General features: G+C 49.6%; 10 protein-coding genes. All 10 read right to left on the reverse strand.

Annotation, left to right across the window (positions count from 1 at the left end; genetic code table 11):
• Position 1: 1 nt before the first annotated feature.
• Positions 2–4,261, reverse strand: coding sequence for a hybrid sensor histidine kinase/response regulator transcription factor (locus GGU45_RS03525; protein WP_435222072.1), 4,260 nt, complete (start codon positions 4,259–4,261; stop codon positions 2–4).
• Positions 4,262–4,490: 229 nt separating this feature from the next.
• Positions 4,491–5,810, reverse strand: a complete 1,320-nt coding sequence (locus GGU45_RS03530; protein ID WP_435222074.1) for a gluconate:H+ symporter — start codon at positions 5,808–5,810, stop codon at positions 4,491–4,493.
• A 210-nt stretch (positions 5,811–6,020) separates the two neighbouring features.
• On the reverse strand, positions 6,021–6,530 hold the full coding sequence (locus GGU45_RS03535; protein WP_435222076.1) for a gluconokinase: 510 nt from the start codon (positions 6,528–6,530) through the stop codon (positions 6,021–6,023).
• A gap of 55 nt (positions 6,531–6,585) precedes the next feature.
• Complete coding sequence (locus GGU45_RS03540; RefSeq protein WP_435222078.1) at positions 6,586–9,243, reverse strand: outer membrane beta-barrel protein; 2,658 nt, start codon at positions 9,241–9,243, stop codon at positions 6,586–6,588.
• A 59-nt stretch (positions 9,244–9,302) separates the two neighbouring features.
• Positions 9,303–10,301, reverse strand: coding sequence for a FecR family protein (locus GGU45_RS03545; RefSeq protein ID WP_435222080.1), 999 nt, complete (start codon positions 10,299–10,301; stop codon positions 9,303–9,305).
• Positions 10,302–10,345: 44 nt separating this feature from the next.
• Positions 10,346–10,942, reverse strand: coding sequence for an RNA polymerase sigma-70 factor (locus tag GGU45_RS03550; RefSeq protein WP_435222082.1), 597 nt, complete (start codon positions 10,940–10,942; stop codon positions 10,346–10,348).
• Positions 10,943–10,997: 55 nt separating this feature from the next.
• Positions 10,998–12,251, reverse strand: coding sequence for an MFS transporter (locus tag GGU45_RS03555; protein WP_435222084.1), 1,254 nt, complete (start codon positions 12,249–12,251; stop codon positions 10,998–11,000).
• A 12-nt stretch (positions 12,252–12,263) separates the two neighbouring features.
• Positions 12,264–13,334: a Kelch repeat-containing protein gene (locus GGU45_RS03560; protein WP_435222086.1), complete on the reverse strand. Its 1,071-nt coding sequence runs from the start codon at positions 13,332–13,334 to the stop codon at positions 12,264–12,266.
• Between the two features lie 28 nt (positions 13,335–13,362).
• Entirely contained in the window at positions 13,363–14,286 is a 924-nt protein-coding gene (locus GGU45_RS03565; protein WP_435222088.1) for a dihydrodipicolinate synthase family protein, read from the reverse strand.
• 21 nt (positions 14,287–14,307) lie between these two features.
• Positions 14,308–15,471, reverse strand: coding sequence for a sialidase family protein (locus GGU45_RS03570; RefSeq protein WP_435222090.1), 1,164 nt, complete (start codon positions 15,469–15,471; stop codon positions 14,308–14,310).
• Positions 15,472–15,477 lie beyond the last annotated feature (6 nt).

The raw sequence follows: 15,477 nt of genomic DNA on the forward strand, positions 1-15,477 counted from the left end.
CTTACTCCTCACTTTTACCCAATACATCCTTGTTGACGGTATATTTATTAGCAAAGGGTTTCCGGTATTTCTTAATAAACTCCGAGGGATTCATCCCAAATTGTTTGCTAAACTGCTCCCGGAAATAGCGTGCATCAAAAACACCTACGGTAGTGGCCACCTCGTTTACATTATAGCTGGTATCGATAAAAAGCCGGGCCGCCTTCCGCAACCGGAGAAAGCGTATAAAACTGTTGAGCGACTGGCCGGAGACTGCTTTTACTTTTTTTGTAATGGCCGAATAGCTCATGCCCAATTTCACGGCCAGCTTTTTGCTGTTAAACTCCTCGTCATCGAGGTGCTCCTCTACCACTTCAATGCACTGCTCCAGAAACCGGCGGTACTTTTCCGGAATCTTTACATCCTGGTTGTCCAGGGTAATGGCATTATAAAAATAGCGTTGGAGGCTGGTCCTGTTTTTAAGCAGGTTCCCCACCCGGGCTAAAAGAAGCGCTTTATCAAAGGGTTTCATTATATAATCATCGGCCCCCTGTTGTATACCCTGTAGCTTTAATGCGTCGCTGGACGTTCCCGTAAGCAGTATTACCGGTATATGGCTCAATGCAGGATTTTCCTTAATGGTTTTGCACAGGTCGATCCCGCTTAGTTCCCCCATCATGATATCGCTGATGATCAGGTCCGGCAAAAGCTTTTCGGCTTTAACAATACCTTCTTCGGCGCTGCCCGCTTCATACACCTGGTAGCCGGCATGTAACTGCAGGCTTAAATATTCCCTGATGGCAGCGTCATCATCGATGACCAGGATCGATTGTTTTTCGCTTGCCAGAAGCGCCCCGGTATTTTCCGTCACCATCGAAACCAGGGGCGCGGCTCCATCGCCATGATCGACCATTTCCTGTAAAACCGACTGACCCGGCATTACGTTACAGGCTAATTGCTCCGCAGTAAAATGACGATTGCCTTTTAATAAATGTACCCGAAACAAGGCGCCACCGCCCTCCCTGTTGGTGCAGGCAATGGATCCCTGGTGTGCCCCGGCAAACTGACGTGCCAGGTACAGGCCAATACCAAAGCCGGGTTTTATTTCCTGGCCCCGTTCTTTTGCCTGGTAAAACTTTTCAAATATTTTTTCCGCTGCCCCGGCGGCAATTCCCGGTCCGCTATCTGCTATACCGATATTGACCGCATCTGCTTCATTAATGATTTGCAGCGTTACCTCACCATCCGTTGGGGTATATTTCAGCGCATTGGATAATAAATTGTAAAAAATGATTTCCAGCTTGTCTTTATCGGCATAGAGCTCCACCACATCTTCATCACAACGGAAATGATACCGGATATTTTTTGCCTGGGCCTGTTGCACAAAGCATAAGTACACATCCCGGCAAACAGCCACCAGGTTTAGCTTTGTGGGGTACACCCGGTCAAGCCCGCTTTCTTCACGCCGGAATAACAGCAGCTGATTGGTAAGGCTTAGCATACGGCGGGCGTTCCGGTAAACGATCTCCAGCTCCCGGTCTTCTTTTTCCGATAACTGGCTGCGCTGCTCCAAAATATCTTTAACCGGATTGATGATCAGCGTAAGCGGTGTGCGAAACTCATGCGAGATGCTGGTAAAGAAAGAAGCGCGTCGCTCATTCACTTCCCGCTCTGTATCAGCAATAGCCTTTTCGGTCTCCCTTTCGGATCGTTCTAATGCTCTTTGAGTACGTTCCGTTTCCAGCTCAGCGGCATATTTTTCATGCTCGGCTTTTTCCCGGGCCAGCTCGGCCAGCCCTTTTTCCCGTTCGGCTTTTTCTTTCTGAACATTCAGTTTCTGAAGGTCCACTTCATATTGCAGCTGGGCCTGCCGGGAGCGATAGCGCAGGTACCGGTAAACAATCAAAACGATTGCAGCCAGGTACAGCAGGTAGGCCCACCAGCTCCGGTACCAGGGGGGAAATACATGTATGGGGATGGCAATTTCATTATTCCATATTCCATTGCTATCCGTACATTTCACCCTAAACGTATAGCGTCCTTCCCGTAAATGGGTATAAGTAGCCGTACGCACATTACCAGAATAGTTCCACCCCTTATCCCATCCCTCCATCATATAGGCATAAGAAATTTTATCCGGAACAGCATATTCAAGCGCCGCAAAATGGATAGAAAAAACGGCATTATTATAAGGCACAGCAAGGGCCGCAATATTGCTTCCATCTATTTTGCTGATATATGCGGGCACCCTTTCCGCGGGCTTCCCATCTATCACCATTCCCGTAAAACGGAGGGGAACCTGTCCCGCAGCGATTCCAATACTATCCGGAAAAAAAGTATTATAGCCCTGTATACCACCAAAGATAAAGGCCCCTGAACGCAGCTTTGTTGCTGCGTTAAAATGAAACTGGTCGCTTTCAAGCCCATCGCTGCGATAATAGTTTTTGAATGCCCGGCCCTTTATGCTGAATTTGGAAAGGCCGTTAAACGTACCAAGCCAGAGGTTGCCTCTATCATCCTGGAGGGTAGAAAATATACTGTTGTTGCTCAGTCCCTCTGAAGTGGTATAGCGGGCGATGATCTTTTGCTGCTTCCTGTCGAACAGTACCAGGCCGCCCCCTTCCGTACCCAGCCACAAATGTCCCATTCCGTCATCGGTGATGGTACGGATAAACTGGCCGATATAAAAATACTGATGACGATGACTGACCCGGTCGATTTTTACCAGGTCCGTAAGACCACCGCCCCAGAAATTGCCCTGGCCGTCTTCCTTTAACGAAAACAGGTCGGAGAGCTTATCATCAAAAATTTCAAAAATATCTTTTGCCCGGTTATACCGGTACAGAGCGCCAAAATAATTACCCCGCCGCAGGGCAGCCGCCCAAAGGGTATGATCCTTGTCTTCGTAAAAAATATTGAACACTTTATTTTCAACACCGGTCTTTTCATTAACCGTCCGATACCGTTTAAAGTTCCTGCTGGCAGGTATAAACCGGCAGATACCATCCGTATAGGTCGCCAGCCATATATGGCCCAAATGATCAATCGTGATATTATTGACATTATTTCCTGACAGGGATGCCGGATCGCGAGGGTTATTTTTATAATAGGTAATCCGGTTGTTTTTTGTGTCTACCACATTGAGGCCATTGTCTTCCGTAGCCACCAGCAAATCGCCATTGGGTGCTTCGCAAACTGAAGTAATAAAATTGCCCGAAAGGCTGTTGGGATTTCCCGGCTCGTGACTGACGGTTACAAATTTTTCCCGGCCTGGGTCAATAATATTAATGCCGCCCCGCCGGGTGCCGATCCAAATCCTTGAAGTTTTATCCACAAGCAGGGAATAAATGCCACTGCTTGAAAGCTGCTCCCGCCCATCACCCGCAACAATATAACGTACCCGGCGGGTTATTTTATCGTACACATTCAGTCCCCCGCCCATCGTGGCTATATATATATTCCGCGTTCCGTCCGACTCCAGGGCCATAGCCAGATTGGCATTGAGCCGGGCATTTTCAACCGCCAGGAATTTGTGCACCTGGTTGCTGCCCGCATTATAGGTATATACGCCATCATTGCCTGCCAGCCATATACTGTCACCATCCGGCAGCATACTGTTTACATATTGAACGCCTGCGTTCAACAGTTCAAGACGGCGGCTTTTGTAGTTCAGCACGCAAATACCCTTACCCTGTACAAAAACCAATGTTCGCCCCCGCTTGTCAAAACAGATGGCCTGCACCCCGTACTGACCAATCATTGCCCCCGTTATATCCATAAGGGGCAGCTGTATGGCCGTTGCTGCCGCGTTTTCACAAATCATGAGCCCCTTTAACTCCGAAGCAATCAGCAGGTTATTACGGGCATCACAGCGGATGGTTTTAATCACATCCCGGTCTAACCGGATAAGCTGATGCGCTCCAGCCTTCCGGTAGTATACCGTAGTAAAATCATCTTTAAGGCGGTTTAGCCGGCATACGCCCAGGCGCGTAGCCAGCCAGAGGTTGCCGCCCTGGTCCTCTGTAATACCATAAATAACATCGCTTAACAAAGAACTGGTATCTCCAAATTTATTGCGATAGATCTTGAACGTGTATCCATCAAAACGATTGAGCCCGTCCAGCGTTCCAAACCACATAAAACCGCTCCGGTCCTGATAAATAGAACGAATGGTTTCATTTGACAGCCCCTGCTCCACACCCAGTTTGGCTACATGGAGCTGGGCCATTGCGGAGGTCGCGGCCAGCAGAAAAAAAAGTACGCTATGGATCTTTTTAAACATAAGCAACAGCAAATATAGCAGACTCATCAACAGCGTGGGTATGCCGGTGGTACAAATTCCGGGAACAGGAGACCCTGATCCCATTAATTAATTGTAAATAAGACATTTATTAGCTTTGAAAAATTTCCCCGCGTGTATGAGACGTTACTAACTTACCGTTTTACCGCCTCCCCGTCCCAATGGAGGCCTTTTTAGTCACACCCGGGAAACAAATACGCTTTTGCTACTTTTATAGCACTGCGTTGAGCAACAACACACCCAGCAAACCAACAACCCCGATGATGGATTCCATCACCGTCCAGGTACGAAAAGTATCGCCAATGGAAAGTCCCAGGTACTCTTTAAACATCCAGAAACCGGTATCATTCACATGCGAGCACATCAGGCTGCCGGCGCCGATGGATAGTACCATCAGCTCCGGCTTTACCTGCATGGACGCGATGAGGGGTTGTACAATTCCTGCGGCCGTAAGTCCGGCCACAGTAGCCGAGCCCACGGCAATGCGGATAAGGGTGGCCACCAGCCAGCCGAGGAACAGGGGCGCCATGGAAGTGTTCAGGAAAAACTGTGTTATGGCATCCGCCGTTTTACTTTGAATGAGCACTTCTTTCAATGCGCCCCCTGCGGCTATAACCAGCACAATGGTGGCGATGGCGCTGATGGACCCGCTGGTGCGATCCATTAATGTTTTGACAGACACACTGCGGAACAGACCTAAAAAAAGGATCGCAAAGAGTACGGCAATAAGCATGGCCATACCCGGATCGCCCACAAAATGCAGTATGCGAACCAGTGGGGATGCATGCGGGCTGCTCCATGCTGCAGCAATGGCCGAAGCCGCCATTAACAGCACCGGTAAAAGGGCCGTAAACAGGCTGATACCAAAACCGGGCAAGGACTGTCCGATAGTTTGTTCACTGCCAAAAATGCCCGGTGGCGGGGCTGTTTTTATTTTCTTTATAAATTCCGGAAAGAGGATGCCCGCCAGACACAACGCCGGTATGGCCACACAAAGACCATACAACAGGGTTTTACCAAGGTCTGCTTTAAATAAAACGGCAATAGCTGTAGGCCCCGGGTGCGGCGGCAGGAACCCATGTGTGATCGAAAGCGGTGCTGCCATGGCAATAGCCAGGTAGGCCAGGGGCAGACCCGTTTGCCGGGCCACCACAAATACCAGGGGTATCAGCACAATGAAGCCGGCGTTATAAAACAGCGCCAGCCCTACGGCAAATCCCGTTATGGCCAGTGCTATTTTTGCGCGGGCCGGGCCAAAAAGCCGGAGCAAGCCATTGCATATTTGCCGGGTAGCACCGGTTTCCGTAAGCAATGCCCCCAGAAGCACCCCCAACCCTAACACAAGAATCAACGATCCCAGCGTATCTCCAATGCCCTTGTTTACGGCGGCAATCAGATGCATGGGCTCCATCCCATTGCCCAGGCCAACCAGGAGCGCCACCACAACCAGGGATATAAATGCATTGAGCTTTGCAACTGTTATCAGCAACAATAGTAACAGAACTCCGGATATCAGAATCAACAGGGCCATGGCAAGTATTAACAGATACCGAAAATACGGTTATTATCATAAATGGATCCGATCCCGGAAAGGTGCATAACATTTTTTGTACTCCTTTTTGCCACAAAGCACGCAATGAATCCGCTAAGACCGCAGCGAATACACAATGCCCCCAACGGCGGACTGCTTTGTGAACCTTGCAAAATCCGTGCGTTAAAACCCAGGCTCCTACCCGGATCCTTAAAATCCATGTTGTACTAACAGGAGCCGGATCTGCTCCAGTTCTCCAGGAAGATCCGTTATGGGAATAGTTACACAGTCGGTCTCTGCTCCTGTTGGCTCTTCCAGCGCTTCAAACTGGCTTTGTAATAGCTGCACCGGCATAAAGTGGCCCTGTCTTGCTTTCAGTAATGCACCTACCTGCAGAGAGCTGCCTTTGAGGTAGAAAAACAACATATCCAGTCCGTCCCTCAGCACCTCCCGGTATTTTCTTTTGAGCGCGGAGCAGGCCACTACCACAGAAATACCCGCGGCATTCAGCTCCTTCATCTCCTGATGAATGCGCAGGAGCCAGTCCCGGCGATCTTCATCGGTTAAGGGAGCGCCGGAGCGCATTTTTTCAATATTGGCAACCGGATGCAGATCATCTCCATCTATAAACCGGTACCCGCGCATCTGGGCTACGGCTTTGCCGACTGTAGTCTTTCCGCTACCGGATACTCCCATGATGATAATCGACCGGCCATTCATAATTTTGAAAATAGCATCATCCCCTATACCGTTTGAGCAACAATATAAAAAAAAATCAGATCCGGTTCTTTTCTTCCTCCGCGCTCTGCTCCACTTTTTTATCTTTGATCTTCTTCCCGGCATTCAGTAGATAACTTACAGACACACCTACGGTACGGGTAGGACGTTTCTGATAAAAATCAATTTTAACGCCATCATAGGTGGTTAATGATTTTTCGCGGAAGGTATTAAACAGATCCGTAATATTCAGCCGCAGATGCAATCTATTATCGAAGAGCTTTTTGCCAAAGGAAAGGTCTGTAACAAACAGCGTGGCATGTTGGGTATTGCCCTCGACATAGGGAGAGCTGTAGTTAGTAAAAAGGGTACAATCAAAGTTTTTGCTGAATGTGAAAGTTTGATACGTGTTCAGATAGAACGCTGTTTGTGCCAGCTGAAAATCATCAATAGCATAAGCTGTATGAAAAAGCCCCGAATAAATATTAGCCGTCCACCAGCGAAGGATTTTAACCGGGGCGTATATGGCGGCTCCATAGGAGGTACGGTATTTGAAATTCCGCGTCTGGTATTCGATCACCCCATCATCCTGGGGATTGGCAAACTCTGCGATGATATTATGCGTACGCTGGTACTGCAGGTTCAGCATATACCCTTTCCAGAAATTATACCCCAGCCGAAAGTTATTGGAATACTCAGGCAACAGGTCCGGGTTGCCAACCAGAACGGAGTAGTCGCCGATGCGAAGACGGAAAGGGTTGAGATCGCTGAACTGAGGCCGGCGGATCCTCCGGCTGTAACTGAAAGACAGGGAAGCGGGAACCGGTTTATCATTGAGCTGCTGCAATAAAAACACAGAAGGAAAAAGATCCAGGTACTTCCGGGTAAACTGTTGCCCGATGGTACTATTGTTGCCCCGCATATAGGTTTCCTCTGCCCGGAGCCCCGCCTTGACGCTGGTCTTTTTTACGGCGGTTTCCACGGCAGTATAGCCCATTACCAGGTTTTCATCATATATAAACCGGTTGCTGGCATCCGGGTTTAACATCCAGTTGCCGGCAGCAAAGTATTCCGTAGTGGTGGTATTGTCTCTCCGGGTGGCTACGTATTTTGCACCGGCCTGCAATTTGGTGCGTGCCGTCAGGTACTGCAGGTAGTCGGCCTGACTACTGTAAATTTGTGTATGGCTGGGATAACTGTTCCGGTACAGTGTATCCTTTAGCGGGTTTGTGTAAACCGAAGCCACCTGCATTGCTTCCGCTTTTTCTCCTTTTACATAATCTGCCAGGATCTTGAATACCGAACCCAGGGTGTCCAGCTTATAGCTGTAGTTCAGCGTACCCGTGGTCAGCCCGGGCCTGCGGTTCCAATCGGTAACGGAGCTGCCGGTAACATCGGCACCGGTCGCATTCTTTAAGGTAATACCTGTTTTAAAATTCCGCAGGAGGTTAATATTCGTTGTACCCGCCTGAAAGCTCAGGGCTTGCCGGTCGGAAATATCGTATACCACCCCGCCCTGGTAGCTGTTTTGCCGGTTATTGTTTACCCGGTCCGTAATTCCATCATAGGAACTATGATCCTTATAGGTATTGAATGTACGCGCATAATACACCTGCTCTTCTTTTGACAGGGAGCCATTTCCGAAAAAATAAAATTTCTTTATTTTATACTGGGCCGAAATGCCGGCAGACAGATAGGGTTTTCCTTTCTGTTGTTTATACACCGCCGAGCCCTGGCCAGTAAAGCCTTCGTCCCTGGCTTTTTTGAGAACAATATGTACCATACCGCCGGTTCCCGAAGCCTCATATTCTGCCGGCGGATTGGCGATCACTTCAATCTTTTTAATGTTCTCGGATCGAACCGTCCTCAGGTATGCGGCCAGGTCGGCAGCAGACATGCGCTGTACCACATCATTAATCATAACGGTTACCGCTCCACTTCCCTGGATCCTGATCACCCCGTTGGGATCTACCCATACACCGGGGGCCTTTTGTAATACCTCCAGTGCATTATTACCATCGGCAAGCGGCGTGCCTTCCACATTTACAATATAACGATCTGTTCCCCTTTCTACCAAGGGCCGGGAGGCCGCAACCGTTACCGTATTCAGCGTGTTTTTATCCTTTTCCAATACAAACGGCTTCAATTGCAGGGTATCCGAAAATTCGATGGCAACCACTGCCGGCCGGTAGCCGATAGAAGACACCTGCAGCTTATATTTTTTTGCCGTTTTAAAAGGATAACTTAACCGAAAGCGACCGTCCTGATCTCCTGCAGTTCCTGAAACAACTGTTACTCCTTCGGCCAGGGTAACGGAAGCATAGGGAACCGGCTTTTGTTCACCGTCAATAACGAGACCTTCCAGCGTCTTTACCGCAGGAGGTATTGCCCCGTCCTGGTCGCGGAGCGCTGTGCTCCCGATAACGATCAGCCCTCCCGGCCGGCTGGTGTAAAATAATCCATTGGGAGCAAGAACCTGTTCTAAGATTTCCGACACTGCCTGCCGGCGCGCATGAACAGAGGCCTTCATAGCATCCAATACCACCTCATCGCTATAAATTATTTTGTACCCGCTTAATTGCTGCAGCTGATCTAAAACCGTTTTTACCGGCTGGTTGGATGCGGTTATCGAAACCTTCCTGCTCTGCGCCGGTACTACCAGAGCGCCCCAGACAATCAATACAAAAACAAAAGCTCCCTTTTTTGCCAATTCCATAACATTTACTAATGCGTTATACGCTGCTCTTTTTAAATGGTTACGACAAAGTCCCCGGGTCATTGTATGGTTACTTTTCCACCCTCGATCTTATAGCTGAACGGGTAGGCCAATCGCAGCGCTTCAAGCCCCTCTTTTAAACTTTCATTGACAAATACACCGCTGAATCTTTTTTCTTTGAGAACAGCTGTTTTAATTTCAATAACAACACCGTATTTTTTCTCCAGTTTCGATGCAATCTGCTGCAATGGCTCTGTCCGGAACACCAGCGAATCGCCCTTCCAATGCAGCTGCTGCTCCAGCTCCCGGCTTACAGAATCCACACTAAACTGCATGGCCCCGCCTTCCGTATTAGGAGCGCTCAACCACTGGTGCGGCTTCAGCAGCACTTTATCGGTACGGTCGCCCCGTCTTGATACTTCTACTGATCCGCGCAGCAATACCACTTTTACATCGGGGTTATTCTTATAAGCGTTAACGCTAAACGCAGTGCCTTTTACTTCAACCATAAGCGGGCCCGCCAGCACCTGTAACGGTACTTTCCGGTTTTCTGCCACGTCAAAAAAGGCTGCCCCCTGTAATACGATCTTACGTTTTTCATGCCCAAAATCCGTATTATATTCCAGGACGGAATGATGATCCAGGCTTACCCGGGTGCCATCGGGCAATATGGTATACAATTTTTCATTTGTGGTACTCAACATCAGCATTGATCCTTCTTTTATTGATTTATTTTTATAGCGTACAAAAACAATTCCTCCTGCAATCAGCAACAACACCATTGCAATTTTCAATACCGGCATCCGCAGCACCCGGCGCCGACCCCGTGCCGTTTTACCCGCATCAACACGCTTCCAGATCATCGAAAGCCGCCCCTCCATATCCGGCAGGGCAACCGGCAACGGGCTGCCGGCAGCCATAACGGCTTTATGAAATTGTTGGTATTCCTTGTTTTCTTCTATACACCGCCCGAACAATTCCCCCTCCTCCGGCGAAAGTTCATTTCTCATCTTCTTTGACAACAAGGCTAAAAATTTTTCCCTGTTCATATTATTCATACTACGCTTATAAGACAATAAAACCGGATGATCTACTCATCCCTTTACAAAAACAATAAAAAGTTTTTTCTTTTTGCCCGTGGCTGCTGCGGTTGATACTCCAGGTATTCACCCGCCGCAATTGCCAGGGTTTTCAACGCTTTGTACAGCTGATTTTCAACAGTCCTTACAGAAATTGACAGGATCGCTGCCACTTCCCGGGCCTTCAGCCCTTCCTCCCTGATAAGCTTAAAGACCATCTTTCGTTGTTCGGGCAGGCGTTCTATGGCAGCATGTAAAATGGCCTCCAGTTCTTTATATTCGGTATGCAGGGTATTGACCGGATTTTCGTTAAGCAGGTGCGGGTAGTGGTGCGCAGGCAGCGCCGGTTTTGCAAACCGCCGCAGGTGATTGAGGCAGCCGTTCCGGGTGGCCACAAAAAGATACACCTGCGGAGACCGGATCTCCGGGAGCTGGCTCCGTTTTTGCCAGATGTTCACAAACAACGTAGCAACAACGTCCTCTGCAGCTTCCAGCTGCTTCACATATTGCATAGCAAACCCCACCAGCCGCTCATAATAGCGATAAAAAAGCCGGTTAAAAGCATCTTGCTGCCCCTCGCCGATTTGACGGAACAGCAATTGAGTGGATGTTTCTTGCATGCGTATATACAGACACTAAAAATAATGCATCTACTTACGCGGCCGTAATTTTAATTTAATCCAGATCCGGGCGCACCGCCTCGTTCGGGTACTCAATCGTTTTTGGGTTTAGCAATGCCAGTTGCAGGATCAGCGCAGCAAAAACAATGACAGCCAGTACGGTAAAATCCCGGTGCAGGTGCCCGGCGTCTACAGATTTACCCAATAAATCGGTGATGAACGCACCAAAAAAAACGCTGGTCATGTTCATAAGTCCATACGCAGTGGCCCGGTACCGGGGTGCTACCAGCTGGCACAGGATGGGCATATTATTGGCATCAAACATACCAAAGCCAAAACCAAAACAAAACGCAGCGCTGACCAGGGCCAGTAAAGTATGTCCGTAGCCGAGGAGCAACAGCGCAGGAATGGTGAGCAGTACCCCAAAAGCACTGGTATACACGCGCCCCTTCAGATGTTTTTGCACCCAGCGGTCCGAGAGTAATCCGCCTGTAAGAACACCCCCCAACGATGACACAGCGATGAAAATGGTAGCAATCGGACCTGCGGTGCCCATATCCATGCCAAGACGATTGGAAAAAAGGGTGGGCAGCCAGTTCTTTACGGCCCAGCCGGGAATGCTGGGAACGGTAAAATACAGGAGCAGGATCCAAAAAGAAAGGTTTGAAAATAGAAGGCGAAAGGTTTTGGATACCCGGGGCGCGGCAGTTTTAGTCAGCGCTGTTTGCCTGACGGCCGGGCGGTGTTCTTTCAAAAACAGGATCAAAACAACGGCGTAAAGAATACCGGCAATACCAAAAACGTGAAAGGTGGCCTGCCAGGAGTAGGCTTGCGCCACCGTAGCTCCAAAGCCGCCGAGTGCCTGCCCCGCATACAACCCGATCATGTGTATACCGATGGCAAGTGAGCGCGTTTTTGAGGAATGATAATCCGCTATCAGCGACAGGGCTGCGGGTATATACAGGGCCTCGCTGATGCCCATTACCGCCCGCAATCCATACAACTGGTTAAAAGAGCTGGCCTGCCCCATCAGCAGCGTAACCGCCGACCATACCAGCAGGCTTCCGGCAATGAGCCATTTCCGGTTCAGCCGGTCGGCAATGATGCCCGACACCGGTGACATGAGGCCGTAGACCCACAGGAAGACCGCCATCAGGTGTCCAAAACGGGCAGCGCTTTCCAGCTCCGTAATATCGATCTGCATGGAGGGCCGCATGGTAGAAAGCATCTGCCGGTCGAGGTAATTGAGCAGGGCCACTACCCATAACAAGGCCACAACAACCCATTTATAATATTTTTTTTCTTTCATGCGACAAACACACTATTTTTTAACGGCGCTCCCTAAAGAAATGGCGTAGACCTTCGGCGTTCTTACACCCGGCCGGATTTCACCGCCTGGCAGGATCCATTGCCCGTTCCACTGTACCAGTGAGGTTGTTACGGGAACGAGAAATTCTTTTCCTGCAACATGTAAGTCACCCTGCCCGTACCAGCAATCTTTTTTTATATCATAGCTGCGCAGCATTTTCGAAAACCCCGGGTGGGCCAGGCGCAGGTCTTTGCCTGCAAGCGCCCCATCGTCCCCTCCCAGTAAAAAGATCTGTCCTTTTTCCGCTATCAGCGGCGTGGCAGCTGCCACAGAAGGGCCGGGCAGGCCGGCTATTTTTTTCCAGCCTTCGGATGCGGAAAATCGATAGGCATCTTTCAGGTAAATCCGCTTGCCGTCCACCAGCCGGGCGCCGCCAAACAGATAAAACGCGTTGCCGGTTGCCGCGGCCGCACTCAGCATTCTTGAAGGGCCCGGCCACGCCGGCAGCTTTGTCCAGCGGGCTTTTTTAAATCCCTTGCTGATATCAAGTGCGTAAAAGGCATTTTCTGTTGTTGCAGCCGTTGGTGTGGTTATACCGCCGGCAACATAAATAACCTTACCCACAAGGGCGCCACAGGTATTGGCCAGCGGCACCGGAAGCGATGGCAGGGATTGTACACGAAGCTGCCCTTTCACCAGCTGCAACAAAAAAACATCCGCATAGTGCCCGCTCTCATTACTGCCGCCGATGCAGATTAAACCGCCGGGCACGGTGATGGATACGCCATAACCCAGCGACCGGGGCATGACACCCAATTTTTTCCAGTTTCCGTTTTCATGATCCAGCAAAAAAACCTTGTTATACCATACCTTCTGCGATCCGTTCCAGGGAGCGCCGCCATCCGGAAAATTACTGCCCCCGGCCACAACAAGTTTTCCATCGACCACACCGGCAAAAGAACCGGCAAAACCCGTGCTATCCGGCAAGGGGGCAAGTTCTTTAACGGTCAATTCCTGTTGCTGCGCAAAGAGCAACTCTGATCTCATCAAAAAAAGACCCAGTGTCAATAGCAATAATTTCATGAATGTGGTATTAACGATGTGCTAATTTTTAAACCGCTGCCCCCGATATGGCCGTCAGCTTTTCAAAAAACTCAATGGAATCGAGAAATATTTTTATTTCCTGCTTCTGCGATGCGGATAACGCCGCCAGCGGCAGCCGGCAGGGGCCCAGCTCATGTCCCGCTAATGAAAGGATGGCTTTCTGCGCAGGAATGGGACCGTATTTGGGTAAACAGGAAATCATATTGTTGGCCAATTGCTGCAGGCTTCTCGCTTTTCCCATATCCTTTTCATCAAACGCTTTAATAATGGCGGTATACAGCGGAGCCGCAAAAGTATAAGTGCTGCCTATGGCGCCCCTGGCCCCCATCGACAGCGCCGGCAGCAACAGTTCATCATACCCGAAAAGCACATCGTATTTACCCTCCTTATAATTCAGGCAGGCCTGGTATTCATGCAGGGTGGATGCCGTGTACTTTACGCCGGCAAGGTTGGGAATCTGTTGCTCCGCCAGCTCCAGAAAGCGGATCATATCCACCTGGATGCCGGTAAGGGCCGGTATATGATAATAATAAAACGGCAGCTCCGGAGCGGCTGCGGCAATCTCCGCCATACAGTTTACCAGATTTTCAGTTCCCGCCGGTTTAAAATAAAAACCGGCTACAGAAGAAAGTGCATCTGCACCAGCGGCGGCGGCATGTATCGCCAGCTTCTTTGATTCTGCAATAGAGGTATGCCCCACATGCACAAAAACCAGGACCCGTTTGCGAATCGCTTTGATATATGCTTCTGCTACCAGCATCCGTTCTTCAATAGTAAGATTGGGACCTTCTCCGTTGGTGCCACAAATAAATACGCCTCTTACCCCATCTGTAATCAGCTTCTCCACCAGTGCCGGTATGGGTTCCAGGTGGAGGGCCCCATCGGGTTTAAGAGTACTAAAAGTGGCTGCAATAATTCCTTCTATTTTCATCCGTCTGTTTTTTTGTTCTGCTTATTTTTTTAATAACCAATTGTTACTTATTTTTTTTAATACCAGTGTGTAGTTAAAATCCCGGTCTTTGCCGGCAGATTCATAAAGGCAATAAACCGAGCCGTTGCTCCCCACGGCCACATCGCTGTAACCGCAGGCACCTGCATCGATTACTTTGCTTGCTGGCCAGGTGGCGCCTTCGTCAAAAGAAATATGTGCGGTCAGGTTTCGCCGGGGGTGTTTTTCAATAGCCCGGCTATCCGGGTTTACAAACAACAGGGCTTTTGTATGATGCCTCCCACCTATGGGTATTGCAATAATGGGTGCCATGCAGGTAGGATCAAACAACTCTTCTGCAAACTGCACAGCCGACCAGCCATCGATGCCGGTTGCACTTCTGCTGAATGCTCTTCTTAAATTTTTAGAGGGGTTCCGGATACTCATCAGCACCGATCCGTCTGCCAGTTCCACCGGCATGCTCTCGTTGGGGTTGGATATGGTTGCCGAACTATCAGCAATAATGGCTCCCCGCCGCCAGCTACGGCCTCCGTCATCGCTGTAGATGGTGGCAACACAGGAGGGTGCATGACTTCTTCGTGGCGTTAGTTTATTGGAATTGGCCAGCCACACAGCGGTTAGCAAACGGCCATTGGAAAGCTGGATACCATGCCCCGGGCCGGGTGCCAGTACCTTCCAGTCGTACTGTGGTTTAAACTGCTCATAGGTGGCTGTGATATTCACTGGTTTGGCCCAGGTTTTTCCATCATCCTTAGAACAGGTATAAAACCCTTCTTTATAGTCCTTCTGGTAAAGCAGGTGGATGGTGCCATTTTTATCAACGATGGGAACGGGATTCCCAACCGGTCCGCCTTTGAAGGAATCAATGACCTGGATCCCGCTCCAAGTCTTTCCTTCATCGGTACTTCTGCGCAGCAGCAGGTTCATATCGGCCCAGTCGCTGGCTGTTCCGATCCTCCCTTCGCAAAAAGCCAGCAGCGATCCCTGCTTTGTGCAAACCAATGCCGGAATGCGCAGCGATTTATAAATACTATCCGGGGCAAATACCACTACGGCAGTCCTGTTGTCCGGAGCAACAGACGAAGGCTTTCCCGCACAGGAAAACAGCAATGCTATCATCCAGAGATGCATGTACATTGTTATACTACGTTGCCATACCTGCTTCATTTTATG

The sequence above is a fragment of the Niabella hirudinis genome, from assembly GCF_051201075.1.
GTDB lineage: Bacteria > Bacteroidota > Bacteroidia > Chitinophagales > Chitinophagaceae > Niabella > Niabella hirudinis.